This is a genomic window from Micromonospora cathayae, assembly GCF_028993575.1.
GTDB classification, from domain to species: domain Bacteria; phylum Actinomycetota; class Actinomycetes; order Mycobacteriales; family Micromonosporaceae; genus Micromonospora; species Micromonospora cathayae.
Genome location: NZ_CP118615.1, coordinates 235,468 through 262,403 on the forward strand (window position 1 = coordinate 235,468; position 26,936 = coordinate 262,403).

Consider the following 26,936-nt stretch of genomic DNA (forward strand, 5'->3'; position numbering starts at 1 on the left):
CCCCGAACACGGGCCGCTACTATCAGTAGGCGGAAACCTACGCAGCAGTTGGTGAATTTCTGCCATCTTCTGTGAAACGTGACACGGGCCGGAGGCGGAAATGCCCCGGGCAGTCGCACGGCGTAGCCTGGGACGCGTCTGTCCGCGTCCCGCACGGGACTGCCCGCGGACGCCGCGAGACACACAACCCGCGTGAAAGAGGCGATTACCGGCCGTGTCGACCCAGCAGACTTCGCAGGAGAACCCACTGGCGGGTTTCGGCCCGAACGAGTGGATCGTCGAGGAGATGTACCAGCGCTACCTCGCCGACCCCAACAGCGTCGATTCGGCCTGGCACGACTTCTTCGCCGACTACCGGCCCGCGCCGGGTGCCACAGCCGGCGCGCCGACCAAGACGTCCGCGCCGACCGGTAAGTCCGAGCCGGCCGGGCAGCAGGAAGCGGCCGCCCGGGTGGCGCAGCCCGACGGCGGCAAGCCGGCCGGCACGCCCCCGGCCAAGGCCGCCGCGTCGCAGGACGGGGCCGCCGCGCCGGAGCGCAAGGCCAGCACGGCGCCGGCCAAGCCGGCTGCCGCCCCGTCGACCGCCAGCGCAGCCGGCGGGAACACCCAGACCAAGGCCGCGCCGGCCAAGCCGGCCGCCAAGGCCGCCCCGGCCAAGCCCGCCGCCGGTACGCCGGCACCGGACGGCGCCCGGACCACCCCGTTGCGGGGCGTGGCGGCGAAGATCGTCCAGAACATGGACGCCTCGCTGAGCGTGCCGACCGCGACGAGCGTGCGGGCCGTGCCGGCGAAGCTGCTGGTCGACAACCGCATCGTGATCAACAACCACCTGGCCCGGGGCCGGGGCGGCAAGGTCAGCTTCACCCACCTGATCGGGTACGCGCTGGTCCGGGCGCTGGTCGCGCACCCGGAGATGAACAACTCCTTCGCCCAGGTCGACGGCAAGCCGGCGCTGGTCGCCCCGGAGCACGTCAACCTGGGCATCGCGATCGACCTGACCAAGCCGGACGGCAGCCGCAACCTGGTGGTCCCGTCCATCAAGGCATGCGAGCAGATGGACTTCCGGCAGTTCTGGCAGGCGTACGAGGACGTGGTCCGGCGCGCCCGCCGCAACGAGCTGACCATGGAGGACTACTCAGGCACCACCATCTCACTGACCAACCCGGGCGGCATCGGCACGGTGCACTCGATGCCGCGCCTCATGCAGGGGCAGAGCGCGATCATCGGGGTCGGCGCGATGGAGTACCCGGCGCCGTACCAGGGCATGAGCGAGGCCACCCTGGCCGAGCTGGCGGTCAGCAAGGTCATCACGTTGACCAGCACCTACGACCACCGGGTCATCCAGGGCGCGCAGTCCGGCGAGTTCCTGAAGGTGATGCACGAGCTGCTGCTGGGCGAGCACGGCTTCTACGACCAGATCTTCACCTCGCTGCGCATCCCGTACGAGCCGGTGCGCTGGATGCGCGACGTGGCGGTGAACAGCGAGGGCCAGGTCAACAAGACCGCCCGGGTACACGAGCTGATCCACGCGTACCGGGTGCGCGGTCACCTGATGGCCGACACCGACCCGCTCGAGTTCAAGATCCGCAAGCACCCGGACCTGGACGTCCTCCAGCACGGCCTGACCCTGTGGGACCTGGACCGCGAGTTCCCGGTCAACGGCTTCGCCGGCAGGCAGCGGATGAAGCTGCGGGACATCCTCGGTGTGCTGCGGGACTCGTACTGCCGCCGGATCGGCATCGAGTACATGCACATCCAGGACCCGGAGGAGCGGCGCTGGATCCAGGAACGGATCGAGCGCAAGTACGAGAAGCCCAGCGCCGACGAGCAGAAGCACGTGCTCAACCGGCTCAACGCGGCCGAGGCGTTCGAGACCTTCCTGCAGACCAAGTACGTCGGCCAGAAGCGCTTCTCGCTGGAGGGCGGCGAGTCGCTGATCCCGCTCCTCGGTGAGGTGCTGGAGTCCTCCGCCGAGGCCGGGCTGGACGAGGTCGTCATCGGCATGGCCCACCGGGGCCGGCTGAACGTGCTGGCCAACGTGGTCGGCAAGCCGTACGAGAAGATCTTCTCCGAGTTCGAGGGGCACCTGGACCCGCGTTCGACGCAGGGTTCCGGCGACGTGAAGTACCACCTCGGGCAGAACGGCAAGTTCAGCACCCCGGACGGCGAGCACTCGGTGAAGGTCTCGGTGGTGGCGAACCCGTCCCACCTGGAGGCGGTCGACCCGGTGCTGGAGGGCATCGTCCGGGCCAAGCAGGACCGGATCGACCTGAAGCTGGAGGGCTACACCGTGCTGCCGCTGGCGGTGCACGGGGACGCCGCCTTCGCCGGCCAGGGCGTGGTCGCCGAGACGCTGAACCTCTCCCAGCTGCGCGGCTACCGCACCGGCGGCACCGTGCACGTGGTGGTCAACAACCAGGTCGGCTTCACCACCGCCCCGGAGTACAGCCGGTCCAGCCTCTACAGCACCGACGTGGCCCGGATGATCCAGGCGCCGATCTTCCACGTCAACGGCGACGACCCGGAGGCCGTGGTCCGGGTGGCCCGGCTGGCCTTCGAGTACCGTCAGGCGTTCAACAAGGACGTCGTGATCGACATGGTCTGCTACCGGCGGCGCGGGCACAACGAGGGCGACGACCCGTCGATGTCCAACCCCCAGATGTACAAGATCATTGACTCGAAGCGTTCGGTGCGCAAGCTCTACACCGAGGAGCTGATCGGCCGGGGCGACATCACCGTGGAGGACGCGGAGGAACTGCTCCGCGACTACCAGGCGCAGCTCGAACGGGTCTTCAAGGCCACCCGGGACGCCGCCTCCGCCCCCAAGCAGGTCAGCCGGCCGCGCCGCGAGGACGAGCCGGAGCCGCAGGTGGAGACGGCCACCGACGCGGCCGTGGTCAAGGCCGTCGGCGACGCGCACGTCAACCTGCCGGAGGGTTTCACCCCGCACAAGCGGATCCAGCAGCTCCTCGACCGGCGGGCCAAGATGTCCGTCGAGGGTGGCATCGACTGGGGCTTCGGCGAGATCATCGCCTTCGGTTCGCTGCTGCACGACGGGGTGACCGTCCGGCTGGCCGGGCAGGACTCCCGCCGGGGCACCTTCGTGCAGCGGCACGCCGCCGTGGTCGACTCGAAGACCGGCGACGACTACCTGCCGCTGAAGTCGCTCACCGCCGACGGCGAACGCTCCCGGTTCTTCGTGCACGACTCGCTGCTCAGCGAGTACGCGGCGATGGGCTTCGAGTACGGCTACTCGGTGGAGAACGTCAACGCGCTGGTCTGCTGGGAGGCCCAGTTCGGTGACTTCGTCAACGGCGCCCAGTCGGTGATCGACGAGTTCGTCTCGTCCGGCGAGGTGAAGTGGGGCCAGCGCTCCGCGGTCACCCTGCTGCTGCCGCACGGCCACGAGGGCCAGGGCCCGGACCACACCTCCGGTCGTCCCGAGCGGTTCCTCCAGATGTGCGCCGAGGACAACATGCGGGTGTCCATCCCGACCACCCCGGCGAACTACTTCCACCTGCTGCGCCGCCAGGCGCTGTCGCCCAAGCGCAAGCCGCTCGTGGTCTTCACGCCGAAGTCGCTGCTGCGGCACAAGCTGTGCATCTCGCCGGTGGAGGACTTCACCACCGGCACCTTCCAGCCGGTGCTGCACGACGGGGCCGCCCCGGCCCCCGAGCAGGTCAAGCGGGTGCTGCTCTGCTCGGGCAAGGTCTACTACGACCTGTTCCAGGCCCGGCAGGAGCGGGGCGTCACCGACACCGCGATCATCCGGCTCGAGCAGCTCTACCCGCTGCCGGTGGAGGAGATCCGGGCCGCGCTGGCCGAGTACCCGAACGCCGAGGACTACGCCTGGGTGCAGGAGGAACCGGCCAACCAGGGCGCGTGGAGCTTCGTCGCGCTCAACCTGCTGGAGCACCTCGCCGACGTCCGGCTGCGCCGGATCTCCCGGCCCGCCGCCGCCGCCCCGGCGGTCGGCTCGGCCAAGATGCACGACGTCGAGCAGCACGCCCTCATCGAGGCGGCCCTGCCCCGTCCCTGACCCGTCCCGCTGCTGGGGCAGCGCCCGCCGGACCCGGTGGGCCTGCCCCAGCGGCATGTGCGAGGAGAGCACCGTGTACTTCACCGACCGTGGCATCGAGGAGCTGGTCCAGCGACGCGGGGAGGAGTCCGTGTCGGTCGAGTGGCTGGGCGAACGGCTGCGCGACTTCGTCGACCTGAACCCGGAGTTCGAGACCCCGATCGAGCGCTTCGCGACCTGGCTGGCCCGACTGGACGACGAGGACGAGGACTGACCGCACGCCCCGCACCCGCCGGACGAGCGACCACCGGATGGCGGGCCGCCGCGGGCCCCGCAGTCGAGGGCGGCGGCGCACGGCGTCGCCCCCGGGGACACCGGGGACACCGGGGGCAACGGGGACACCGGGGGCAACGGGGACGGACCGGCGTCACCCGGCGGGGTGATTGACACCCAGCGTCACCGGCGGTGCACTGGGAGGCAGCGTCCCCGGTCAGGCCGACCCGGCCGGCCGTACGCCTGCCCGGCCCAGGGAGGCGACCGTGACCCCCGAATCCCCCAGACCCCCGCAGGACGCGGTGACCGTACGCCGGCTCCGGGTCGGTGTCGGCGCCGTCGGCCTGGCCCTGCCGATCGTCCTGATCGTCGGGCACGGCGTCGTGGTCGGCCGGCCCGCCCTGCTCGACTCGCTCAGCGGGTACTACCACTCTGAGCTGCGGGACGTCTTCGTCGGCAGCATGTGCGCGATCGGCGTGTTCCTGATCAGCTACCGTCACCGGCACCCCGACGACCTGATCAGCACCATCGCCGGGGTGCTGGCCATCGCGGTGGCGCTGTTCCCCACCGCGCCGGCCGATCCGAGCCGTACCGAACGGATCGTCGGCGTGGTGCACCAGGTGTCCGCCGGCGCGCTGTTCCTGCTGCTGGCGGTCTTCTGCCTGGTCCTGTTCACCCGGGCCGACCCGACCGTCCGCCCCGACCCGAAACCCGGCAACCGGTTCTACCGCAGCTGCGGTCTCCTCATCCTGGCCGCGATCGGCCTGGCGGTGGCGAGCATCGCCCTGCCCGACGACGTACGCGACACCGTACGGCCGGTGTTCTGGTGCGAGACCGTCGCGGTGTTCGCCTTCGGCGCGGCCTGGCTGGCCCGCAGCGACGCGATCTTCCGGGCCGCCCAGCCACCCCGCGAGGGCACCCCCCGCCCCGCCGAACCCGCCCTCCCCTAGCCGGCCCCGGGACCAACGACCCGGGCGGCACCAGCAGCGATCTTGTAGCGTGAGGGCGTGGCACGGAGCGTCTACCTCACCAGCGTGGGCTCGGGCGGCGGCAAGTCGACCATCGCGCTCGGCCTCGCCGAACTCCTCTCCCGGCAGGTGGAGCGGATCGGCGCGTTCCGGCCGCTGGTCGCCGGCAACGGCCCGGACCCGATCCTCGCCCTGCTCGGGGACCGGTACCGGATCGACCCACCCGTCGACGACCTGTACGGCACCACGTACGCCGAGGCGGCCACCCTGGTCGGCGACGGCCGCCGGGAGGAGCTGGTCTCCCGGATCGTCCAGCGGTACCGGGCGGTGGAACGCCGCTGCCCGGCGATGGTGGTGGTGGGCAGCGACTTCGACGACACCGGCGACCCGGGCAACCCGCGTGAGCTGGCCTTCAACGCCCGGCTGGCGACCGAGTTCGGCAGCGTGGTGGTGCCGGTGGTGGACGGCTTCGGGCAGGAGCCGGCAGCCGTCGCGGCGGCGGCGCGCGGGGCGTACCACGATCTGACCGACCTGGGCGCGACGGTGCTGGCGGTGATCGCCAACCGGGTGCCGGAGCCGATGACCCTGCCCGAGCTGCCCGTCCCGGCGTACGCGATCCCGGAGGTGCCGACCGTGTCGGCGCCGACGGTGGCCGAGGTGGCGACGGCGCTCGGCGCGACCCTGCTGGCCGGGGACGACGCCGCGCTCGGCCGGGACGTGCTCGACTACGTGGTCGGCGCGGCGCACGTGCCGACCCTGCTGGAGCACCTCACCGACGGCTGCCTGATGATCACCCCCGGGGACCGGGACGACCTGCTGGTGGCGGCGAGCGCCGCGCACGTGGCCGGGCAGGTCTCGCTGGCCGGGCTGGTGCTGACCCTCGGCGAACGGCCCGACCCCCGGGCGATGCGCCTGGTCGAGAAGCTGAACACCGGGCTGGCCGTGCTCTCGGTGCCCACCGACAGCTACGACACGATCTCCGCGTCCAACCGGATCGAGGGCCGGCCCAGCCCGGCCAACCCGCGCAAGGTGGAGGCGGCGCTCGGCGCGTTCGAGGCCAACGTGGACACCGTCGACCTGGCCCGCCGGCTGGAGGTCAGCCGGTCGGAGCGGGTCACCCCGATGATGTTCGAGTACGACCTGATCGACCGGGCGCGGGCCCAGCGGCGGCGGTTGGTGCTACCGGAGGGGGCCGAGGAGCGGATCCTGCGGGCGGCGGAGATCCTGCTGCGCCGGGGCGTGGCCGACCTGACCCTGCTCGGCCGCCCCGACGACATCGCCCGCCGGACCCGGGAACTCGGCATCGACCTCGGTGACGCCGACCTGCTCGACCCGGCCACCAGCGACCTGCGGGACGGGTTCGCCGAGACGTACGCGAAACTCCGCGCCCACCGGGGCATGACGGTCGACCTGGCCCACGACATCGTGGCGCAGCCGAACTACTTCGGCACGATGATGGTGCACACCGGGCACGCCGACGGCATGGTCTCCGGGGCCACCCACACCACCGCCGCCACCATCCGCCCGGCCTTCGAGATCATCCGTACCGTGCCGGGGGTCTCGGTGGCGTCCAGCGTCTTCTTCATGCTGCTCGCCGACCGGGTCCTGGTGTACGGCGACTGCGCGGTCAACCCCGACCCGGACGCCGCCCAGCTCGCCGACATCGCGATCTCCTCGGCGGACACCGCGGCCCGGTTCGGCATCGAACCCCGGGTGGCGATGCTGTCGTACTCCACCGGCAGCTCAGGCTCCGGCGCGGACGTGGAGAAGGTCGCGGCGGCCACCGAGCTGGTCCGGGAGCGTCGGCCCGACCTGCTGGTCGAGGGGCCGATCCAGTACGACGCGGCGATCGACGCGAAGGTCGCCGCCACCAAACTGCCGGACAGCCCGGTCGCCGGACGGGCCACGGTGTTCGTCTTCCCCGACCTCAACACCGGCAACAACACGTACAAGGCGGTGCAGCGCTCGGCCGGGGCGGTCGCGGTCGGCCCGGTCATGCAGGGCCTACGCCGGCCGGTCAACGACCTGTCCCGGGGGGCCACCGTCGCCGACATCGTCAACACGGTGGCGATCACCGCCATCCAGGCCGCCGGGGAGCCGTCGTGACCGACCGGGTACTGGTGCTCAACTGCGGTTCGTCGTCGGTCAAGTACCGCCTCTACGCCGGGGACGAGATCCTCGCCAAGGGCACCGTGGAGCGGATCGGTGAGCCGGGCGGCGGCCCGGCCGACCATGAGGCGGCGGTCCGGGAGATCCTGGCCGGGCTGGACCTGACCGGGCTGACCGCGGTCGGGCACCGGGTGGTGCACGGCGGCCGACGGTTCACCGAACCGGTCCTGGTCGACGACGCCGTCCTCGCCGCGATCCGCGAGCTGTTCCCGCTCGCCCCACTGCACAACCCGGCGAACCTGGCCGGCATCGAGGTGACCCGGGCGCTGCTGCCGGACGTCCCGCAGGTCGCCGTCTTCGACACCGCGTTCCACCACACCCTGCCCGAGGCCGCCGCCACCTACGCCATCGACCGGGACACCGCCCGGCGGTACGACATCCGGCGGTACGGCTTCCACGGCACCTCGCACGCGTACGTCTCCCGGCGTACCGCCGAACTGCTCGGCCGGGCGTACGACGACACGAACACCGTCACCCTGCACCTGGGCAACGGGGCGAGCGCCTGCGCGGTGGCCGGCGGACGCAGCGTCGCCACCTCGATGGGGATGTCTCCGCTGGAGGGCCTGGTGATGGGTACCCGCAGCGGCGACCTGGACCCGACCATCATCTTCCACCTGCGCCGCGAGGGCGGGCTGAGCGTGGACGAGATCGACGACCTGCTCAACCACCGCAGCGGCCTGCTCGGCCTGACCGGGGCCAACGACATGCGCGAGGTGCTGGCCCGCCGCGCCGACGGCGACCCGGCCGCCACCCTCGCCTTCGACGTCTACTGCCGGCGGATCACCGGCTACGTGGGGGCGTACTACGCCCTGCTGGGCCGGGTCGACGCGGTCACCTTCACCGCCGGGGTGGGCGAGCACGCCGCCGAGGTCCGGGCCGCCGCGCTGGCCGGCCTGGACCGGCTCGGCATCACCGTCGACCCCGCCCGCAACACCACCGGCACCGGTGACCGGCGTATCTCACCGGACGGCTCGGAGGTGGCGGTCTTCGTGGTCGGCACCGACGAGGAACGCGAGATCGCCCGGGAGGCCCGCGCCGTCGCCCGCGCCACCGCCAGTGCCGTCACCGGTGCGGGCAGCGTTCCCCGCCCGACACCGCCCGGCTAGAAGACCGGCCGCTACGTCGGAAGGTGCTAGCACGCCTCCCACCCGCTGCTTTCCTCCCCTGCCCGCCGGTTCCCTCGCCCGTCCGCCGGTTCCGTCCCCCGCCGGCCGGTTCCCTCCCCTGCCCGCCGGTGTCGCCCCGGTTCAGCCCAGGGCGATCCAGGTGGCGAGCGCGAGCAGCACCGCCGCCACGACCACCGCGCCGATCAGGGGCAGCCGGGACGCGTCACGCACCGGCGCGTCCCCCTGAGCGGCCAACTCCGGAGCGTGGACGAAAGCGCGGAACGCCTCGGTGTCCCCACTCCGATCGACGTACTCCTCACCCATAGGCCCGACCCTAACCACCCCCCGCCACCCCCGCCGCCCACCCAGTCCCGCCCCCTCCCCCAGCCCTCACCCTCTCTCCTCCAGCCCCGTTGATCATGAAGTTGTTGTCGTCCCCACCGCGTGTCGCGCACAACAACTTCATGATCAACAGGGCTGGGGAAAGGGGGTGTGCGGTGGGAAGGGTTGGCCGGGTGGGGGGTGACGAACACCGGAAAGGTGGGAGCGGGGCGGCCCGCCGACGCCTACCTTCAGGGCATGTCCCTACCCCGTCTGGTCGCCGCGCTGCTGACGGTGCTGCTGGCCGGATGCGGGTCGGTCACCGCTGCGCCTGGCACGGCCATGTCGTCCCGCCCGGTGCCCCGGGAGACGTACGCCGTCGGCATGCGGACGCTCACCGTCGATCCCGGATCGGCCCGGCCGCTGCGGGTGACCGTCTGGTACCCGACCGCCGGCGGTACGGTCGCCCCCGGGCGGTTCCCCATGGTACTGCACAGTCACGGGCTGCGTAGTCTGCCCGCTCTGCACGCGGCGCTGACCACCCGCTGGGCGGCGGCCGGTTTCGTGGTCGCCGCGCCCACCTACCCGCACACCAACCTGCGGGCGCAACGGTTCGACCGGCACGACGTACGCAACCAACCGGCGGACGCCTGGCGGGTGGTCCGCCACCTGACCCGCCTCGCCGGCACCCGCGGCGACCCGTTCGCCGGTCACCTGGACACCGCCCGGATCGCGGCCAGCGGACACTCGGCGGGCGGCTTCACCACCGCCGGGATGTTCACGTCGGGGCATCCGGACCGGCTCCGGGCCGGCATCGTCATCGCCGGCGGGGGGATGGCGGGGAGTTTCGCCGGGCCGCCGGCCGCCCTGCTCTTCGTGCACGGCGGGGCAGACCAGGTCGTACCGCTGACCGTCGGCCGGGCCGCGTACGACCGGACGGACTGGCCACGGGCCTTCCTCACGCTGTCCGGTCAGGGGCACGGCGAGTACCTGACGCCCGGGCGGCCCGGTTTCGAACAGATCCTCGCCGCCACCACCGACCTGCTGCGCTGGCGGCTCTACGACGACGCGGCGGCCGGGCGACGGATCGCCGCCGGGGCGACCCGGGCCGGGGTGACCAGCTTCGAGAACCGCCTCGGCACCCCCTGAGCCACCGCCGCCCTCGCCCTCGCCCTCGCCCCCTCCCGACGGGCGGGCGGGCCGGGCGGGCGGAGCCGACAGCCGGACCGGGACAGGCAGGACCCGACGGGCAGGATCCGACAGGTCTGACCGGACAGGCAGGACCCGACGGGCAGGACCGGGCAGGGGGGTCTCGACCCGGTGAGTAGACCCGGTGAGTAGACCCGGCGTGGAGCGGGCGGCACGGCGTCGTGAGGCGCCCCACCCACCGGGTACCGCCCGAGCCGGGCCGGACGTCACCGCCGCGAGGCACAATCGAGAGCGTGTCCCGTCGCCGTGCTCCCACCGTCGTCGCCGCGCTGCTCACCGCGGTGCTGGCGGCCTGCTCGACGGACGCCGCGCCGGCCACCTGGTCCCCGGCGGCCGAGCCGTCCACCACGACCAGCCCCACCAGCCCCGGCATCCCGGAGGGTCGGGCACCGGAGCAGACGTTCGCGGTCGGCGTACGCCAACTCCCGCTCAACCGGGACGGCGAGCGCCCCCTGCCGGTGACCCTGTGGTACCCGGCCCGGGGTGCGTCCGGCGGGCCGGCCGGACAGTCCGCCCCGGCGGCGGACGGCCGGTTCCCGGTGGTGCTGTTCAGTCACGGGTTGAACGCCCGCCCGGCCGACTACGCCACCCTGCTGACCCGCTGGGCGGCGGCCGGTTTCGTGGTGGCCGCCCCGACCTTCCCGAACACCGGCCGGGGCTCCCAGGTCAACCCGCTCGACGTGCTCAACCAGCCGGCCGACGTCTCGTACGTGCTGACCGAGGTGCTCAAGCTGGACGAACGGCCGGACGACGTGCTGCGCGGACGACTGGCCGCCGACCGGGTGGCCGCGACCGGGCACTCGGCCGGCGGGGTGACCACCATCGGCCTGTTCACCGCCGGCCGCGACGAGCGGCTCGACGCCGGGGTGGTCTTCGCCGGCACCGCGCTCGGCGTGGGCAGCACGTTCGCCGGTGCCGCCGCCCCGCAGCTCTTCGTGCACGGCGAGCTGGACGAGGTGGTCAACTACTCGTCCGGCCGGGCCGTCTACGACCGGGTGCCGTGGCCCAAGGCGATGCTGAGCCTGCCGCAGGGCGACCACGGGCGGGCCCTGCTCACCGACGGCGCGGCGCTGCGGGTGGTGGCCGACACCACCACCGAGTTCCTCCGCTGGTCCCTCTACGGCGACCAGGCCGCCAAGCGTCGGATGCCGGCCGACGCCGCCCGGGGCGGCCTGGCCGTGCTCGACGACCGGCTCTGACGGGCGCACGCCGCCCGCCATCGGCCCAGGCGTACCCGACGACCGGCCCGGCGCATACCCGGAGACCGGCTGGTGCTCTGGCCTACCCGGCGGGCGACCGGCTCTGACCGGCAGCTGCCGGTCAGCTGGTGTGGTCGACGACGACCTTGCCGAAGACCTGGCCCGAGTGCAGCCGGGCGAACGCGTCCGCCACCCGACTGAACGGGTACACGCTGTCCACCACCGGGCGCACCCCCCGCTCGGCGCAGAAGGCCAGCACCTGGGCCAGGTCGTCCGGGGTACCCATCGAGGTGCCGAGGATCTCCAACTGCATGGCGAAGATCCGGCGCAGGTTGACCTTCGGCTCGAAGCCTGCGGTCGCACCGGAGACGACGATGCGGGCCAGCGGCGCGGCCGACTTCAACGAGTGGTCGAAGGTGGCCGCGCCGACCGTCTCGATCACCACGTCGACCCGTTCCGGCAGCCGCGCGCCGGGTTCCAGCGCGGTGGCGCCGAGCGCGGCGATCCGGTCCCGCTTGCCGGCGTCGCGGCTGGTCGCGTAGACCCGCTTGCCCATCGCCACGGCCAGCACCACGGCGGCGGTGGCGACCCCGCCGCCGGCACCCTGCACCAGGACGGCGTCGGCCTCGTCGACCCGACCCTTGGTGGTGAGCATCCGCCACGCGGTGAGCCAGGCGGTGGGCAGGCAGGCGGCGTCGGTGGCGGAGAGTCCGGCCGGCAGCGGCAGCAGGTTCGACCGGGGTACGGCCACCCGCTCGGCGAGCGTGCCGGGGGCGTGCTCGGAGAGGATCGAGATGCCGCGCGGGTCGCCGGGGTCGGCGATCAGCGGGTACACGACGACCTCGTTACCGTCCGGGTCCACGCCCACCGCGTCGCAGCCGAGGATCATCGGTAGCCGGTCCGCCGGCAGCCCGACGCCGCGCAGCGACCAGAGGTCGTGGTGGTTGAGCGAGCTGGCCAGCACCCGCACGGTCACCCAGTCGTCGGCCCAGTGGGTCGGCTCGGGCTGCTCGCCGACGGTGAGCGCGGCGAGCGGGTCGGCGTCGTCGATCCGGGAGGCAAAGGCGGCACGCATGGTCGGCACGGTAACAGGGCGGGCCGCCACCGGGCAGCGTCCGCCGTCACCCACCATCGCCCGCAGCCGGCCGGACCGGGCCGGACGCCGGGGCCCTTCCGCACCACCGCAGCGGCGTGGGGGAAGGGCCCGGCGAGGAACGTCAGGCGCGGGCGACGCCGTCGGCGCGGGCCGCCTCGGCGACCGCTTCGGCGACGGCCGGGGCGACCCGGGGGTCGAGCGGGGACGGCACGATCGCGTCCGGGGTGAGGGTCTCGGCGACCACCCCGGCGATCGCGTCGGCTGCCGCCACCTTCATGTTCTCGGTGATCCGGGTGGCCCGGGCGTCCAGTGCGCCCCGGAACACCCCGGGGAAGGCCAGCACGTTGTTGATCTGGTTGGGGTAGTCGCTCCGGCCGGTGGCGACCACCGCGACGTGCCGGGCGGCCACCTCGGGGTGCACCTCCGGGGTCGGGTTGGCCAGCGCGAAGACGATGCCGCCGGGGGCCATGCCGGCCACCGCCGCCTCCGGGATCTGCCCGCCGGAGACGCCGATCAGCACGTCCGCGTCGCGCAGCGCCTCGGTGATGTCGCCGTGCCGGCCGGCGCTGTTGGTGCTGGCCGCCAGCTCGGCCTTGGTTTCGGTGAGGTCGCTCCGGTCCCGGGTGATGATGCCGCGCGAGTCGCAGACCACCACGTCGTCCGGGTTGACGCCACCGGCGATCAGCATCTTCGTCACCGCGATGCCGGCCGCGCCCGCGCCGCTGACCGCCACCCGCAGGTCGCCGAGCTTCCGGTTGAGCAGCCGGGCGGCGTTGCGCAGTGCGGCGAGCACCACGATCGCGGTGCCGTGCTGGTCGTCGTGGAAGACCGGGATGCCGAGGGCCTCGTCGAGCCGACGTTCGATCTCGAAGCAGCGCGGGGCGCTGATGTCCTCCAGGTTGATCCCGCCGAACGACGGCGCGAGCGCGGTCACCGTCCGGATGATCTCGTCGACGTCCTGGGTGTCCAGGCAGATCGGCACGGCGTCCACGCCGCCGAACTGCTTGAACAGCACCGCCTTGCCCTCCATCACCGGCATCGCGGCGCGGGGGCCGATGTTGCCCAGGCCGAGTACGGCCGAACCGTCGGTGACCACCGCGACGGTGTGCGACACCCAGGTGTAGTCGTCCACCAGGGCGGGGTCGGCGGCGATGGCCTCGCAGACCCGGGCGACCCCGGGGGTGTACGCGAGGGAGAGGTCCTCCCGGCTGGTGAGCGGGACCGTCGACGCGACGGCCATCTTGCCGCCGGCGTGCAGCCGGAAGACGGGATCAGCGGGATCCGGTGAGGGCGAAGACATGGTGACTCCAGGATCTGTCGAGCAGATGGACCGGCCAGCCGGGCCACGTGGTCAGCGGCATCGGGCGGCACGCGGTGCGGGGGTCACCCGGGCACTGCCCGAGCATAGTGTCCGCGCCCCGGCTCGAATGTGAGTAGGGTCATACCCGTCGGTCACTGAAGCGCCGTGGTCGCGGCCAGTACCGGGCGACGACCCGTCCGAGCACGTCAGCCACCCCGTACGTGCCGGAGTCGTCGGTGCCGAGGGCGTTGTCCCCACAGACCCACCAGCCGCCCTCGACGGGGCGCACCGCGCGCTTGACCACGAGCAGGTCCGGGCGGCTGCGGAAGACCGCGACCACGATGTCCCCCGGCCGGACGGCCCGGCCACCGCGCCGGACCAGCAGCGCGTCGCCGTGCCGCAGGGTCGGGACCATGGACGGCCCGGTCACCAGTACGGCGGTCAGTGGGCCGCGCAGTCGGGGTGGCAGTCGGGGTGCGGGAGGTTCGAAACCGGTCACCGGGTTTCACCTCCACCCCGTTGGGGAGCAGTCTCCAGGAGTAATGTCATCTCGGATCATCGCAAACGTCTCATGGAGGATCCCGATGCGTCTTCCCCGCATCTTCACGCCGCGCGTGACCGTCAGCGCCCACTGCGACCTGCCGTGTGGCGTCTACGACCCGGCCCAGGCCCGGATCGAGGCCGAGTCGGTCAAGGCGATCTGCGAGAAGTACCAGGCGAACACCGACCCGGAGTTCCGCACCCGTGCCCTGATCATCAAGGAGCAGCGCTCCGAGCTGGTCAAGCACCACCTCTGGGTGCTCTGGACCGACTACTTCAAGGCCCCGCACTTCGAGAAGTACCCGAACCTGCACACGCTGTTCAACGACGCCACCAAGCTGGCCGGGGCGACCGGCGCGAAGGGCACCGTCGACCCGGCGAAGGCCGACGAGCTGCTCCAGAAGATCGACGAGATCGCCAAGATCTTCTGGGAGACCAAGCAGGCGTGACCCTCGGCGCGCAGGCACCGACGATCCGGCCGGTACGTCCCGAGGACGTACCGGCCGTCGTGGCCATGGTGCACGAACTCGCCGACTACGAACGGGCCGCCGACCAGTGCCACCTCACCGTCGACCAGCTCGAGGCGGCGTTGTTCGGTCCGGCACCGGCGCTGTACGGGCACGTGGCGGTCGGCCCGCAGGGCGCGCCGGTCGGGTTCGCCCTGTGGTTCCTCACCTTCTCCACCTGGGAGGGGAATCACGGCATCCACCTGGAGGACCTGTACGTCCGGCCGGCGGCGCGGGGCACCGGGGCGGGCCGGGCGCTGTTGGCGGCCCTCGCCGCGCTCTGCGTCGAGCGGGGCTACCGGCGGCTGGAGTGGATGATGCTCGACTGGAACCCGGCGGCCGGTTTCTATCAGACGATCGACGCCCGGACCATCGACGACTGGGTGCCGTACCGGCTGGCCGGGGCGGCGCTGCGCCGGCTGGCGGAGCAGGCGGGCGGCGGGTCGTCGGCACAGTCCCCGACGGCCCGTGGTACCGCTGGCGGAGCGGCTCCGGTCCCGACCGGGTAGAGTCCGCGACCGGGGGGATGAGCGTGACTCGACTGACCGGGCAGACGGCGACCGACGAGGACGTCGTACACCTGACCGTGCCCGCGGACGGCGGCTACCTCAGCGTGCTCCGTACCGCGACGGCCGGCCTCGCCGCACGTCTCCAGTTCGCCCTCGACGAGATCGAGGACCTGCGGATCGCGGTGGACGAGGCGTGCGCGATGCTGCTGGCGATCGCCACCCGCGACGCCGAGTTGCAGTGCTCCTTCACCGTCACCGAGGACGCGCTGACCGTCGAGGTGACCGTGCCGACGGTACGCGGCGCGAAGCTGCCCGCCGAGTCCTCGTTCGCCTGGAAGGTGCTCACCGCGCTGACCACCTCGGCCGCGGCGACCGCCGTCGACCGGCAGGCGACCATCTCCCTGCTCACCCGCCGCGCCTCCCACTGACCCCAGCCGCCTCCCGCCGGCCAAGCCAGCTTCCCACCGACTGGGCCAACTCCCACCGACCGCCGGGTTCCACCGGCCGGACCGGGTCCCGCTCCGCCTGCCGGTCCTCCCGGGACGGCTGAGTGCGCTCCTGCAGACTTCCGCGGTCCGGGTGCTCCCCCAGATCTCCGTGGTCCGGGTCCCCCAACGAATCGCCGTGGGCGGGCCGGCCCCGGCGCCCCAGCGGGCCGGCGTGCTCCAGCCCGCCGCCAGCCCCTACCTCCGTGCTCCGGCCTTCGGCATGCCCCACTGCGCCAGCCGGCCTCACCGGGCCTCACCGGCTTCAGAGGTACTCAGTGGGCCCGGGACCTCAGTGGCCCGGGACCTCAATGGTCCAGTGGGGCCTCGGTCTCAGTGCTCCAGTGGGCCTCAATCGTCTAGTGGGGTTCTCGGTCTCAGTGGTCCAGCAGGCCGAGGGCCCGGGTGGTGGCGGGGGCGAGCAGGAGGCCGCAGACCGCGACGCCGAGCGCCATCAGCGGCACGCCGAGCCAGCCGAGTCCGCCCTGGACCATGTACCAGCCGATCGGCAGCAGCATGAGCTGGAGCACGATCGCCGGAGCCCGGGCACCGGCCCGGCGGCGGCCCAGGGCACGGCCGAGCGCCCACAGCGCCAGCGCGCCCGCCACCGCGAAGGCGGTGATCAGCAGTGCCGAGGTCGGGTCGAGGGCCTCGGCGGTCAGGTTCTCGTAGACCAGCCAGGCGGCGACCAGACCGAGGGCGACCGCCTCGCCGCTCAGCAGCAGTACCGCCCACCTCAGCGGGCTGGGGGCCGGGTCGGAGTCGATCGTCACGGCGACACGATACCCGCGCAGGATCGGGGTACAGTCCGGCCATGCGGGCCGTCCTGGTAGTCAACCCCAAGGCCACCACCACCAGCGAACGCGCCCGGGACGTGCTGGTCCGGGCGTTGCGCAGTGAGGTGGACCTGTCGGTGCGGTACACCCGCCGCCGGGGGCACGCCGTGGACCTGGCCCGGGAGGCGGCCGAGGAGGGGGTCGACCTGGTGGTCACCCTCGGTGGGGACGGCACGGTCAACGAGGTGGTCAACGGGCTGATGGCGGCCGAGCCGCCCACCGTCACCGGCGGCACGTCGGCCGATCGACTGCCGGCGCTCGCCACCGTGCCGGGCGGGTCGACGAACGTCTTCGCCCGGGCCCTCGGGCTTCCCCGGGAATGGCCGGAGGGAGCCAGCATGATCCTCGAAGGGCTCCGACTGGGCCGCTCCCGGACGATCGGCCTGGGCCGGGCCGACGACCGCTACTTCACCTTCTGCGCCGGCTTCGGCCTCGACGCGGCGGTGGTGCACCGCGTGGAAATGGCACGGAAGCGGGGCCGGGTCTCCACTCCGGCGCTTTATCTACGGGCCGCCGTGAATCAGTACTTCCTCGGCTCGGACCGACGTCATCCGGCGATCCGCTTGGAACGTCCGGGAGAGGAGTCGGAAGGCGAACTCGGTACGGTGATCATCCAGAACACCGCGCCGTGGACGTACCTCGGCGAGCGGGAGATCAATCCGAATCCCGAGGCATCCTTCGATCTTGGTCTTGACGTGATGGCCCTTCGTCAGCTAAGGGTGGCGAGCACATCACGGACCGTGACGCAGATATTCTCCCGACAACCCGACCCACACGGGCGGCACGTCCTCCGTCTCCACGACGTGGCCGAGTTCACCTTGGTGGCGAGTCGCGCACAGGCGTTCCAACTCGACGGCGACTACCTTGGTGAGCGCGAAAAAGTCAGATTCACCTCCGTACCGGCCGCACTGAGAGTAATCTGCTGAGTCTGGGGTACTGCCCTTGGTTGGTGCGCCGGGCGACGCGCCAGGAGGGTGAGGTGCCGGATATGTCAGCAATGTCCCGTGGACTGTACTATATTGATCCCCGGCTACGGAGCGGCACGGCCGGGCCGGTCCGGGAAACCGGGCAAATGGGTCGTGAGCCTGCTCACTGCCCAGAAGTTTTTCGGAGCGTCACCCTTGACATTCCGGTAGTTCGTGAAAGTATTCACAAGCGGACTTGAGTTACCGGGACATTGCGTGGATATGCTTGTCGTGATGAGCTGTTCCCCGCTGCCCCTGAGCTAACAGCCTGCTTACGCACTGCTGATTACGTGAACGCGAACCGTCACTTCGGCACTGCGCATGCATAAAGGAAAACGGAAACAGCAAGAACTGCCACCCATCCAGAATGAGGAGTGTTGCCGCCATGGACTGGCGCCACCATGCTGCCTGCCGCGACGAGGACCCGGAGCTGTTCTTCCCGATCGGGACGTCCGGTCCGGCCCTGCTGCAGGTCGAGCAGGCCAAGGCCGTCTGCCGGCGTTGCTCCGTGACCGACGAGTGCCTGAAGTGGGCACTGGAGTCCGGTCAGGACGCCGGCGTCTGGGGTGGAATGAGCGAGGAGGAGCGCCGCGCCGTGAAGCGTCGCGGTGGCCTCCGGGTGCTGCGCGCTCACTCCGCCTAGACCCACACACCACCGAACGCCCCGCCAGGCCCCCTGGCGGGGCGCTTCACTTCCCCCCACCCCCACCCCCGCCACCTTCGCGTTGATCATGAAGTTGTTGTCCGTGACACGCCGTGTCGCGGACAACAACTTCATGATCAACGCGGTCAGGGAGGGCGGTCAGCCTGGCCCGGGGAGGAGTGGGGGGTCAGTCAGGCTGGGGGGTGGGGGTGGCGTGGTCGATTCGGGAGGCGATCAGGGCGACCAGGTCGGGCGCGTCGGTGAGGGGTGCCGAGACGGCGACCGCACCGGCCCGGTAGGCGGCCGAGGTCACCGCGTCGTGGAACAGGCCGGGAGCGAGGAAGTACCCGGCCACCGCCACCCGACGGGCACCCGCCGCCCGCAGCCGGGCCACCGCCGCAACGGCGTCCGGTGGGGCGGCCGAGGCGTACGCCACCCGGCAGGGCACGCCGTAGCTCGCCCCCAGGGCCGCAGCCACCCGCCCCACCGAGGCACGCGCCCCCGGGTCCCGGGTGCCCGCCGCCGCCAGCACCAACGCGTCCACCCGTCCCGGCTCCGCCTCGGTCAACCGGCGGCGCAGCCCAGCCAGGAGCGCATCGTCCACCACCGGGCCGACCGGGCCGAGCACGTCGGTCACCCGGACCGGCATCCGCGGGCCGGTCTCCTGGGCCGCCGCCACCGCCGCCGGGATGTCCACCCGCCGGTGGTACGCGGCGGTCAGCAGCAAGGGCACCAGCACCGCCCCGGGATGCCCGTCGGCGGCCAGCCGCCGCAGCACCTCGGTCGGGGCGGGATCGGTGTGGTCCAGCCAACTCGGCAACACCGGCGTACCCGGCCGGGACGCCGCCACGGCACGGGCCAGGGCCCGGGTCGCCTCGGCCGCCCGGGGATCCCGGCTGCCGTGCGCGACCAGGACCACCGGCACCCCCCGCACACCATCGTCCGCCGATGACCGGGCCCCCTCCGGCCGCGCGGCGCGTGCCGGGACACCGGCCGACCGGGCCCCCTCCGGCCGCGCGGCGCGTGCCGGGGCACCGGATGGCCCCGCCCTACCGGACGGCGACGCGCCGCGCGCCGGGGCACCGGCCGGGCCGGTGCTGTCCGTCGGGTGCGGGGCGGTCAGACGTGCAGGCCGCACTCGGTCTTCTCGAACATCGCCCAGCGGCCGGCCCGGGGGTCCTCGCCGGCCTTGGTCCGCCGCGTGCAGGGCCAGCAGCCGATCGAACCGTACCCCTGGCGGAACAGCTCGTTGACCGGGATGCGGTGCCGGGCGATGTACGCGTCCACGTCGGCCTGGGTCCACGCCGCGATCGGGTTGACCTTCACCTTGCGCCGCCGCTCGTCGTACCCGACGACCGGGGTGTTCGCCCGGGTCGGCGACTCGTCCCGACGCAGCCCGGCCGCCCAGGCGTCGTACGGGGCCAGTGCCCGCTCCAGCGGCTCCACCTTGCGCAGCCGGCAGCACTCGTCCGGGGACCGGTTGAACAGCCGGGGCCCGTACTCGCCGTCCTGCTGGCCGACGGTCAGCCGGGGCCGGATCGAGCGCACGGTCACCGGCAGGGTCCGGGCCACCTCGTCGCGTACCCGCAGCGTCTCCGGGAAGTGCAGGCCGGTGTCCAGGAAGACCACGTCGACCCCGGGGGCGACCCGGGACACCAGGTGCGCCAGCACGGCGTCCGCCATCGAGCTGGTCACGCAGAACCGGTCGCCGAAGGTCTCCGCCGCCCAGCGGGCGATCTCCAGGGCCGGTGCGCCCTCCAGTTCCCGGCCGGCGGTGCGGGCCAGTTCCCGCAGCTCGTCCGGGTCGCGTCGACCCGGCTCGGCGGGCCCGGCGGGGGCGGGCCCGGAGCCGACCAGGCCGAGGCCGACCGCCGACACCAGGCCGCCCGGCGCGGTCACCGGGTCACCGCCCGGGAGAGCAGGCCGGTGAACTTCACCGTGAAGACCCGCACGCAGGCGTGGCACTCCCAGGCACCGTGCCCGGCCTCGCTCGGCCGCAGGTCCTCCTCGCCGCAGTACGGGCAGTACAGCGGCACCGAACGGGTTTCACTCATCGGAGTTCCTCCTCGTCGACCCGGATCACCCAGTTGGCGAACGTCTCACCCTCGGTACGGCCGGCCAGGTAGCGCCGGGCCAGCCGCTCGACGTACCCGGGAAGTTCCTCGGCGGTGGTCTTCAGGCCGCGCAGCTTGCGGCCGAACCCGGCGGTCTGCCCCGCCGCCATGCCCAGGCCGCCGCCCAGGTGCACCTGGAAACCCTCGACCTGGCGGCCGTCCGGACCCACCACGAGCTGGCCCTTGAGCCCGATGTCGGCGACCTGGGTGCGGGCGCAGGCGTTCGGGCAGCCGTTGATGTGGATGGAGATGTCCGCGTCGAACTCGCGCAGCCGCTCCTCCAGCCGGGCCACCAGTTCCTCGCCCCGGGCCTTGGTCTCGACGATCGCGAGCTTGCAGTACTCGATGCCGGTGCAGGCCATGGTGCCACGCCGCCAGGCCGACGGGTGCGCCTCCAGGCCGATGCCGCGCAGCGCCGTGGTCAGCGAGTCGGTCCGCTCGGCCGGCACGTCCAGCACCAGCAGTTTCTGGTACGGGGTCAGCCGCACCCGGTCGCTGCCGTGTGCCTCGACCACGTCGGCGAGCTGGGCGAGCTGGGTGCCGGAGACCCGGCCGACGACCGGGGCGGCCCCGACGTAGTACCGGCCGTCGGCCTGCTCGTGCACCCCGATGTGGTCCACCGGCCGGTCCGGCAGCTGCGGGGCGGGACCGTCCAGCAGCGTCCGGCCCAGGTACTCCTTCTCCAGTACCTCGCGGAACTTCTCCACGCCCCAGTCGGCGACCAGGAACTTCAGCCGGGCCCGGTTGCGCAGCCGGCGGTAGCCGTAGTCGCGGAAGATCCCGACCACGCCGGCCCACACGTCCGGCACCTCGGCCAGCGGCACCCACACCCCGAGCCGCTTGGCGAGCATCGGGTTGGTGGAGAGCCCGCCGCCGACCCACAGGTCGAAGCCGGGGCCGTGGTCCGGGTGGTCCACCCCGAGGAAGGCGATGTCGTTGGCCTCGTACGGGGTGTCGACCAGCCAGGAGATCGACGTCTTGAACTTGCGCGGCAGGTTGGAGTACGCCTTGTCGCCGACGTACCGGCGGACGATCTCGTCGACCGCCGGGGTCGGGTCGAGCAGCTCGTCCTTCGCCACCCCGGCGACCGGGCTGCCGAGCACGATCCGGGGGCAGTCCCCGCACGCCTCGGTGGTCTGCAGGCCGACCGACTCCAGCCGCCGCCAGATCTCCGGCATGTCCTCGACCCGGATCCAGTGGTACTGGACGTTCTGCCGGTCGGTGATGTCGGCGGTGTCCCGGGCGAACTCGCGGGAGATGTCGGCGACCACCCGGAGCTGGGCCAGGGTGAGCTGGCCGCCGTCGATCCGCACCCGGAGCATGAAGAACTCGTCCTCCAGCTCGTGCGGCTCCAGGACGGCGGTCCGCCCGCCGTCGATGCCGGCCTTGCGCTGCGTGTAGAGACCCCACCAGCGGAACCGGCCGCGCAGGTCCTGCGGGTCGATCGAGGCGAAGCCGCGGTGCGCGTAGATGTTCTCGATCCGGGCCCGGACGTTCAGCGGATCGTCGTCCTTCTTGATCCGCTCGTTGGGGTTGAGCGGCTCCCGGTGCCCGAGCGCCCACTGCCCCTCACCCCGGGGCCGGCGGGGGGCCCGGGCGGCGGGTGCCGCCGGGCGCTCGGGCCGGGTCGGGGTGCTGTTGACGGCCATCGCGGCGTCCTCCGTTGTCTGGGTGGTTGCGTCGGTGCGGGCGCGGTACGCGCCGGCCACCCGGAGGCCGGGCGGGGAGACAACGGTGTCGTGAGAAGCCGGCGCGGAGGGGACGCCTGTGACGGATCGGTCGGGCGTCGTCAGTGGGCCGGACAGATGGCGCTGCGGACGCGGCCGTAGTCGACGTGGCGGCGGGCCACGAGACGGCGGTCGACAGCGGCGGTCATGGCGACCATGCTGCCACACCGCGCGGAGGCCGGCCAAGGTTCCGGTGCGCCATCCCACATCACGGGCCACCGTCGGCGACCTCGGCACACGACCACCCGGCAACCGGGTGGCAGATCGACCTGAACCGATCACCGGAGTTCGGGCGGCCGGCCCGTGCGACGCTTCGGAGGTGGTCGGCGAGCCCGACGTGCCGGGCGGGTGGCGGGAGCGGGTACGGCGGGTCGGCCGTACCGGCTGGCTCTGGCCGACGCTGCTGACCCTGGTGGTCGCCGGGGCCGGGGTGGGACACGCCCAGCCGTGGCGGGACGAGCTGGCGACCTGGAGCGCCGCCAGCCGTCCGTTGCCCGACCTGCTCCGGCTCGCCGGCACCGTGGACGCCACCACCGCCCCGTACTACCTGCTCCTGCACGGCTGGGTGGCGGTGGCCGGGGACTCGGTCACCGCGTTGCGGCTGCCCAGCGTGCTGGCCGTCGCGGCGGCCGCCGGACTCACCGCCGTACTCGGGGAACGGCTGTTCGGCCGGCGGGCCGGCCTGCTCGGCGGGCTACTGTTCGCGGTGCTGCCCAGCACCTCCCGGTACGGGCAGGAGGCCCGACCGTACGCCCTGGCCACCCTTCTCGCGGTGGCCGCCACCCTGCTGCTGGTGGCCGCGTTGCGCCGGCCCGGCCCGGCCCGATGGGCGGGGTACTCGGGCGCGGTGACCGCCCTCGGGCTGGCCCACCTGGTCGCGCTGACCGTGCTCGCCGCGCACGCCCTGGCGGTCGCGGCGTCGCCGGCGCGCGGCGCGCCGCCGCCCGACGCACGCACGCCGCCGCCGGTCGGCCGCACCCTGCCGCCCGACGCAGGCACACCGCCGCCCGACGGAAGCACGCCGCCCGACGGGACCCCGGTGCCGGGCCGGGCCGAGTGGCGGGGGTGGCAGCAGCGGCGCCGGCGGGCCTGGTTGCTCGCCCTGCTGCCGGCGGCGCTGGTGCTCACCCCGCTGGCCCTGCTCGCCCGGGGGCAGCGGGGCCGCCAGTTGGCCTGGGTCGACCCGGCCCGGCTGGGTGAGCTGCCCGGCCTGCCGGGTGCCCTCACCGCCAGTGCCGCGGTCGGCGGTCTGCTGGTCGGGCTGGCCGTGGTGGGGGCCGCCGGGCGGGGGCGGTGGGGGTTGGTGCTGCTGGCGGCGGTGGCGCTGCCGGCCGGGCTGCTCTTCGTCGGCGGGCTGGTGACCCCGCTCTGGGTCCCGCGCTACCTGGTCTTCACCACCCCGTTCCTGTGCCTGCCGGCCGGGGCGCTGCTCGCCTCGGTACGCCTGCCGGCCGCGCTCGCGGTGGTCGGGCTGGCTGTCGGGCTCGGCGCGCCCGCCCAGCTGGACCTGCGGCGTACCCACGACTGGCCCCGCTCCGCCCCGGTCGACTACCGGGGCGCGGCCCGGATCGTCGACGCCCACCAGCGGCCCGGCGACGCGGTGGTGTACCACCCCCGGCAGGGTTTCCTCTTCCTCGACCTCGGGCTGGCGTACCACCTCGGGGCCGATCGTCCCCGGGACGCGCTGGCGGTACGCGACCAGCGCCGGGCGGGTGACCTGTGGGCGGTGGAGTGCGACCGGCCGGCCCGCTGCCTGGCCGGGGTGGACCGGGTCTGGCTGGTGACGGCCGGCCGGCCCGCCGACCCGGCCCGCCGATCCGCCGACCCGACGACCGGCCGGCCGCCCGACCCGTTGGCCGGATTGCCGGCGGCGAAGCGGGACGCCCTGGCCGGCTGGTCCCCCACCGACCGCTGGACGGTGCCGGGGATCACCGTCACCCTGCTCACCCGCCCGTCCTGACCTCCCGGCCCGTCCTGACCTCCCGGCCCGTGCGGCCCGCGGCCCGTGCGGTGCCTGGCGGCCCTCCGGCACGGGCGGCGCGTGCGGCCTGGCCCGGGCGGCGCGCCCAGCCCGTCCGCCCGCCCAGCCCGTGCGGGGCGCTCAGCCGACGCGACAGCCCGCGTTCATCCGCGACGGGCGGCGGCGAGCGGGACGACCAGCACCGCCTCGGTGCCACCGCCGGCGGCGTTCCGCAGCTCGATGCTGCCCCGCAGTTCGCCGGTGGCCAACGCGCGGACGATCTGGAGCCCCAGGTTGGCACCCTGGTCGGTGTCGAACCCGTCCGGCAGGCCCCGGCCGTTGTCGGCCACGGTGACGTGCAGCTGCTTGCGGAACCGGTGCGCGGAGACCACCACCTCGGGCGCGGCCGGGGCGGGCTCCCCCTCGCCGGCCGGGAACCCGTGCTCCACGGCGTTGAGCAGCAGCTCGTTGAGGACCATCACCAGCGAGGTGGCGATCTCGGCGGGCAGGACGCCGAAGCTGCCCTCGCGGCGCATCCGGACCCGGAACTCGGTGGCCGCCACCTCGGTCGCCGCGCTCGCCACCCGGTCGACGATGCCGTCGAACTCGACCGCCTCGTCGCTGGACATGGAGAGCGTCTCGTGTACCAGCGCGATCGAGGCGACCCGGCGGACCGACTCCTCCAGGGCGGCGCGGGCGGCCGGGATGCCGACCCGGCGGGCCTGGAGCCGCAGCAGCGCCGCCACCGTCTGGAGGTTGTTCTTCACCCGGTGGTGGATCTCCCGGATGGTGGCGTCCTTGGTGATCAGGGCCCGGTCCCGGCGGCGTACCTCGGTGATGTCGCGGACCAGCACCAGCGCGCCGATCGGCACCCCGGCGGGCATCAGCGGCAGGGCCCGGGTGAGCATCGTCGCGCCCCGGGCGTCGATCTCCCGCCGGGGCGGGGCCTCGCCGCGCAGCGCGGCCAGGATGCCGTTGGCCGCGTCGGTGCCCTCCAGCGGGTCGGTGGCGAGCCGGCGGTGCAGTACGGCCAGGTCCTCGCCGACCAGGTGCGCGGCGAACCCGAGCCGCCGGTACGCCGACTGGGCGTTCGGGCTGGCGTAGGTGACCTTGCCGCTGGCGTCCAGCCGGACCAGTCCGTCCCCGACCCGGGGGGCGGAGGTGGTCTCGCCCGGGTGCCGGGGCGGTGGGAAGGTGCCGTCGGCGAGCATCTGGGCCAGGTCGTCGGCGGTGGTCAGGTAGTTCAGTTCGAGCTGGCTGGGGGTACGGGCGGTGGAGAGGTTGGTGTCCCGGCCGACCACCGCGATCACCTCGCCGGCCTCGCCGTCGGCGGTACGCAGCCGGACCGGGATCGCCTCGTGCCTCGCCGGGACGTCGCCGTACCAGACCGGGTCGCCCTCCCGCCAGATCCGTCCCTGGCTGTACGCGACGGTCAGGTGGGCGACCTCCGGCCCGCCGACGATCCGCCCCACCTGGTCGTCCTGGTAGGCGGTCGGGGCGGTGGTGGGGCGTACCTGGGCCACGCAGAGGAAGCTCTCGTCACCGTCGACGGGCACCCAGAGCAGCAGGTCGGCGAAGGAGAGGTCGGACAGGAGCTGCCAGTCACCGGCGATCCGGTGCAGGTGGTCGACGTCGGCCGGGCGGAGCTGGGTGTGCTCCTCGGCGAGTTCGCGCAGCGTGGACACCCCGACAGCCTGCCACGCCGGCCGACCGGCCGCTGCGGTGGCCGCCGGGCGACCGTCGTCGCGGACGGCCGCCGGGCCGGCGTCGTCCCGGGTGACCGCCGGACGGACCATCCGGCGCGGTGGCCGCCGGGGCGGACCGGACCGGACGGCGGCGGGCGTCACATCGTCGCGGTGACCTTCTTCAGGCCGCGCGGGGCGTCCGGGTCCTCGCCCCGGGCCAGGGCGAGGGCCAGCGCCAGCCGCTGCAACGGCAGGATGTCCAGCAGCGGGGCGTACCGCTCGTCGACCTCGGGCACCGCCATCCGGGTCGCCCCGTCGACGTCGGCGGAGCCGACCACCACCACGTCGGCGCGGCGTTCGCCGAGCCGGGGCAGCACCTCGCGCATGGACCGGCCGCCGGGGCCGGAGCCGACCACCGCGAGCACCGGTACGTCCGGGTCGGTCATCGCCAGCGGGCCGTGCAGCAGGTCGGCCCCGGAGAAGGCGAGCGCCGGCAGGTACGAGGTCTCCATCAGTTTCAGCGCGGCTTCCCGGGCGGTCGGGTACGCGTACCCCCGGCCGGTGGTGACCAGCCGGGCGGCGAACCGGTAGCGGGCGGCGAGCTGGGCCGGGGTGGGGTCGGCGAGGGTACGGGCGGCGAGGTCGGGCAGCGCGGCGAGGGCTTCCCGCTCGGCGGCCGGGAGGGTGCCGTCGCCGGCCCGGACGCCCTCGACCAGCAGCAGCAGGGCGAGCAGTTCGGCGGTGTACGTCTTGGTGGCGGCGACGGCCCGCTCGTGCCCGGCGGCGATGTCGACGCTCAGCTCGGCGGCCGCGGCCAGCGGCGAGGACGGGGCGTTGGTGACGGCGAGGGTGAGCGCGCCGGATTCGCGGGCCACGCGGAGCACCTCGACCAGGTCGGGTGAGCCGCCGCTCTGGCTGACCCCGACGACCAGCGCGTCGGACAGGTCGGGCCGGGCCCCGAAGACGGTGACGGTGCTGGGTGAGGCGAGCCCGGCGGGGACACCCAGCCGGATCTCGGTGAGGTACGCCGCGTAGAGCGCGGCGTGGTCGGAGGTGCCCCGGGCGGTGAACACCACGTGCCGGGGGCGGCGACGGGCGATCACCTGGGCGACCTCGGCGATCGGGCCGGTGTGCGCGGCGGAGAGCAACCGGGCGTAGCCGGCCGGCTGCTCCTCGATGTCGGCGGTCATGCCAGCTCCGGGACGGGTCACCGGTACCCCCTTCTGCTGCGCGATTCTCGCGCGGTTGATGCTCAGTCTTGCATCTTTGAAGCCGATTCAGCAACACAACGAGCAGGAGTGCGCAGG

Annotated in this window: 24 protein-coding genes; 13 read left to right on the plus strand and 11 right to left on the minus strand. The window is 73.4% G+C overall.

Annotated elements, in window-relative coordinates; translation table 11 throughout:
* Positions 1–214: 214 nt before the first annotated feature.
* The 5 genes from PVK37_RS01075 to PVK37_RS01095 all read left to right on the plus strand — a co-directional run bounded on the left by PVK37_RS01075 (position 215) and on the right by PVK37_RS01095 (position 8,534).
* A complete protein-coding gene (locus tag PVK37_RS01075) occupies positions 215–4,039 on the plus strand; it encodes a multifunctional oxoglutarate decarboxylase/oxoglutarate dehydrogenase thiamine pyrophosphate-binding subunit/dihydrolipoyllysine-residue succinyltransferase subunit (protein WP_275031791.1) in 3,825 nt (1,274 codons plus the stop codon).
* Positions 4,040–4,094: 55 nt separating this feature from the next.
* The gene (locus tag PVK37_RS01080) at positions 4,095–4,292 is read left to right on the plus strand and encodes a DUF6104 family protein (protein ID WP_275031793.1); all 198 of its coding nucleotides are present in this window, start codon (positions 4,095–4,097) and stop codon (positions 4,290–4,292) included.
* Positions 4,293–4,557: 265 nt separating this feature from the next.
* The gene (locus PVK37_RS01085; RefSeq protein WP_275031794.1) at positions 4,558–5,241 is read left to right on the plus strand and encodes a hypothetical protein; all 684 of its coding nucleotides are present in this window, start codon (positions 4,558–4,560) and stop codon (positions 5,239–5,241) included.
* A gap of 57 nt (positions 5,242–5,298) precedes the next feature.
* The gene (gene pta / locus PVK37_RS01090; protein WP_275031795.1) at positions 5,299–7,365 is read left to right on the plus strand and encodes a phosphate acetyltransferase; all 2,067 of its coding nucleotides are present in this window, start codon (positions 5,299–5,301) and stop codon (positions 7,363–7,365) included.
* Positions 7,362–8,534 (plus strand): acetate/propionate family kinase, encoded by a 1,173-nt coding sequence (locus PVK37_RS01095; RefSeq protein WP_275031796.1) that lies wholly within the window; start codon positions 7,362–7,364, stop codon positions 8,532–8,534. The genes pta and PVK37_RS01095 overlap by 4 nt, the downstream gene beginning before the upstream one ends.
* Positions 8,535–8,675: 141 nt before the next feature.
* Here PVK37_RS01095 and PVK37_RS01100 read toward each other — a convergent pair whose 3' ends face one another.
* A complete protein-coding gene (locus tag PVK37_RS01100; RefSeq protein WP_275031797.1) occupies positions 8,676–8,858 on the minus strand; it encodes a hypothetical protein in 183 nt (60 codons plus the stop codon).
* Positions 8,859–9,113: 255 nt separating this feature from the next.
* On the opposite strand from PVK37_RS01100, the gene PVK37_RS01105 reads away from it, so the two are divergent.
* Positions 9,114–10,004, plus strand: a complete 891-nt coding sequence (locus tag PVK37_RS01105; protein WP_275031798.1) for an alpha/beta hydrolase family protein — start codon at positions 9,114–9,116, stop codon at positions 10,002–10,004.
* Positions 10,005–10,297: 293 nt separating this feature from the next.
* Positions 10,298–11,263, plus strand: a complete 966-nt coding sequence (locus tag PVK37_RS01110) for an alpha/beta hydrolase family protein (protein ID WP_275031799.1) — start codon at positions 10,298–10,300, stop codon at positions 11,261–11,263.
* 121 nt (positions 11,264–11,384) lie between these two features.
* On the opposite strand, the gene PVK37_RS01115 is transcribed toward PVK37_RS01110, so the two are convergent.
* From PVK37_RS01115 to PVK37_RS01125, 3 genes are all read right to left on the minus strand, one after another.
* Entirely contained in the window at positions 11,385–12,347 is a 963-nt protein-coding gene (locus tag PVK37_RS01115) for a zinc-binding dehydrogenase (protein WP_275031801.1), read from the minus strand.
* 133 nt (positions 12,348–12,480) lie between these two features.
* Positions 12,481–13,659: an NAD(P)-dependent malic enzyme gene (locus tag PVK37_RS01120; RefSeq protein ID WP_275031802.1), complete on the minus strand. Its 1,179-nt coding sequence runs from the start codon at positions 13,657–13,659 to the stop codon at positions 12,481–12,483.
* A 139-nt stretch (positions 13,660–13,798) separates the two neighbouring features.
* Positions 13,799–14,158: a S24/S26 family peptidase gene (locus PVK37_RS01125; RefSeq protein WP_275031803.1), complete on the minus strand. Its 360-nt coding sequence runs from the start codon at positions 14,156–14,158 to the stop codon at positions 13,799–13,801.
* 85 nt (positions 14,159–14,243) lie between these two features.
* On the opposite strand from PVK37_RS01125, the gene sodN reads away from it, so the two are divergent.
* From sodN to PVK37_RS01140, 3 genes are all read left to right on the plus strand, one after another.
* Positions 14,244–14,648, plus strand: a complete 405-nt coding sequence (sodN, locus tag PVK37_RS01130) for a superoxide dismutase, Ni (protein ID WP_275031804.1) — start codon at positions 14,244–14,246, stop codon at positions 14,646–14,648.
* Positions 14,649–14,713: 65 nt separating this feature from the next.
* Positions 14,714–15,214 (plus strand): GNAT family N-acetyltransferase, encoded by a 501-nt coding sequence (locus tag PVK37_RS01135; protein WP_423791129.1) that lies wholly within the window; start codon positions 14,714–14,716, stop codon positions 15,212–15,214.
* Between the two features lie 23 nt (positions 15,215–15,237).
* Positions 15,238–15,642, plus strand: a complete 405-nt coding sequence (locus tag PVK37_RS01140; RefSeq protein ID WP_275035317.1) for an ATP-binding protein — start codon at positions 15,238–15,240, stop codon at positions 15,640–15,642.
* 434 nt (positions 15,643–16,076) lie between these two features.
* Here the strand turns inward: PVK37_RS01140 and PVK37_RS01145 are convergent, their stop codons facing one another.
* A complete protein-coding gene (locus tag PVK37_RS01145) occupies positions 16,077–16,472 on the minus strand; it encodes a hypothetical protein (RefSeq protein ID WP_275031806.1) in 396 nt (131 codons plus the stop codon).
* A 41-nt stretch (positions 16,473–16,513) separates the two neighbouring features.
* Between PVK37_RS01145 and PVK37_RS01150 the strand changes: the two genes are divergently transcribed.
* The gene (locus PVK37_RS01150; RefSeq protein WP_275031807.1) at positions 16,514–17,461 is read left to right on the plus strand and encodes a diacylglycerol/lipid kinase family protein; all 948 of its coding nucleotides are present in this window, start codon (positions 16,514–16,516) and stop codon (positions 17,459–17,461) included.
* Between the two features lie 424 nt (positions 17,462–17,885).
* Positions 17,886–18,143, plus strand: coding sequence for a WhiB family transcriptional regulator (locus tag PVK37_RS01155; protein ID WP_088982262.1), 258 nt, complete (start codon positions 17,886–17,888; stop codon positions 18,141–18,143).
* 187 nt (positions 18,144–18,330) lie between these two features.
* On the opposite strand, the gene PVK37_RS01160 is transcribed toward PVK37_RS01155, so the two are convergent.
* The 4 genes from PVK37_RS01160 to PVK37_RS01175 all read right to left on the minus strand — a co-directional run bounded on the left by PVK37_RS01160 (position 18,331) and on the right by PVK37_RS01175 (position 21,906).
* Positions 18,331–19,077: a sirohydrochlorin chelatase gene (locus PVK37_RS01160; RefSeq protein WP_275031808.1), complete on the minus strand. Its 747-nt coding sequence runs from the start codon at positions 19,075–19,077 to the stop codon at positions 18,331–18,333.
* Between the two features lie 185 nt (positions 19,078–19,262).
* Entirely contained in the window at positions 19,263–20,042 is a 780-nt protein-coding gene (locus PVK37_RS01165; protein WP_275031810.1) for a phosphoadenylyl-sulfate reductase, read from the minus strand.
* Positions 20,039–20,197: a hypothetical protein gene (locus PVK37_RS01170; protein WP_275031811.1), complete on the minus strand. Its 159-nt coding sequence runs from the start codon at positions 20,195–20,197 to the stop codon at positions 20,039–20,041. Before PVK37_RS01170 ends, PVK37_RS01165 begins: the two co-directional genes overlap by 4 nt.
* A complete protein-coding gene (locus PVK37_RS01175; RefSeq protein WP_275031813.1) occupies positions 20,194–21,906 on the minus strand; it encodes a nitrite/sulfite reductase in 1,713 nt (570 codons plus the stop codon). Before PVK37_RS01175 ends, PVK37_RS01170 begins: the two co-directional genes overlap by 4 nt.
* Before the next feature lie 415 nt (positions 21,907–22,321).
* Here PVK37_RS01175 and PVK37_RS01180 point away from each other — a divergent pair, with 415 nt between their 5' ends.
* A complete protein-coding gene (locus PVK37_RS01180) occupies positions 22,322–23,944 on the plus strand; it encodes a glycosyltransferase family 39 protein (protein ID WP_275035318.1) in 1,623 nt (540 codons plus the stop codon).
* Positions 23,945–24,108: 164 nt separating this feature from the next.
* Here PVK37_RS01180 and PVK37_RS01185 read toward each other — a convergent pair whose 3' ends face one another.
* Positions 24,109–25,629, minus strand: coding sequence for a sensor histidine kinase (locus tag PVK37_RS01185; protein ID WP_275035319.1), 1,521 nt, complete (start codon positions 25,627–25,629; stop codon positions 24,109–24,111).
* A 158-nt stretch (positions 25,630–25,787) separates the two neighbouring features.
* A complete protein-coding gene (locus PVK37_RS01190; RefSeq protein WP_275031814.1) occupies positions 25,788–26,819 on the minus strand; it encodes an SIS domain-containing protein in 1,032 nt (343 codons plus the stop codon).
* Between the last annotated feature and the right edge of the window lie 117 nt (positions 26,820–26,936).

What these genes read in the sequence shown, in the direction of transcription:
- PVK37_RS01080 (WP_275031793.1), top strand. Translation starts at nt 4,095, where the DNA reads ATGTGCGAGGAGAGCACCGTGTACTTCACCGACCGTGGCATCGAGGAG.
- PVK37_RS01100 (WP_275031797.1), bottom strand. Translation starts at nt 8,858, where the DNA reads ATGGGTGAGGAGTACGTCGATCGGAGTGGGGACACCGAGGCGTTCCGC.
- PVK37_RS01105 (WP_275031798.1), top strand. Translation starts at nt 9,114, where the DNA reads ATGTCCCTACCCCGTCTGGTCGCCGCGCTGCTGACGGTGCTGCTGGCC.
- PVK37_RS01120 (WP_275031802.1), bottom strand. Translation starts at nt 13,659, where the DNA reads ATGTCTTCGCCCTCACCGGATCCCGCTGATCCCGTCTTCCGGCTGCAC.
- sodN (WP_275031804.1), top strand. Translation starts at nt 14,244, where the DNA reads ATGCGTCTTCCCCGCATCTTCACGCCGCGCGTGACCGTCAGCGCCCAC.
- PVK37_RS01135 (WP_423791129.1), top strand. Translation starts at nt 14,714, where the DNA reads ATGGTGCACGAACTCGCCGACTACGAACGGGCCGCCGACCAGTGCCAC.
- PVK37_RS01150 (WP_275031807.1), top strand. Translation starts at nt 16,514, where the DNA reads ATGCGGGCCGTCCTGGTAGTCAACCCCAAGGCCACCACCACCAGCGAA.
- PVK37_RS01155 (WP_088982262.1), top strand. Translation starts at nt 17,886, where the DNA reads ATGGACTGGCGCCACCATGCTGCCTGCCGCGACGAGGACCCGGAGCTG.
- PVK37_RS01170 (WP_275031811.1), bottom strand. Translation starts at nt 20,197, where the DNA reads ATGAGTGAAACCCGTTCGGTGCCGCTGTACTGCCCGTACTGCGGCGAG.
- PVK37_RS01175 (WP_275031813.1), bottom strand. Translation starts at nt 21,906, where the DNA reads ATGGCCGTCAACAGCACCCCGACCCGGCCCGAGCGCCCGGCGGCACCC.
- PVK37_RS01190 (WP_275031814.1), bottom strand. Translation starts at nt 26,819, where the DNA reads ATGACCGCCGACATCGAGGAGCAGCCGGCCGGCTACGCCCGGTTGCTC.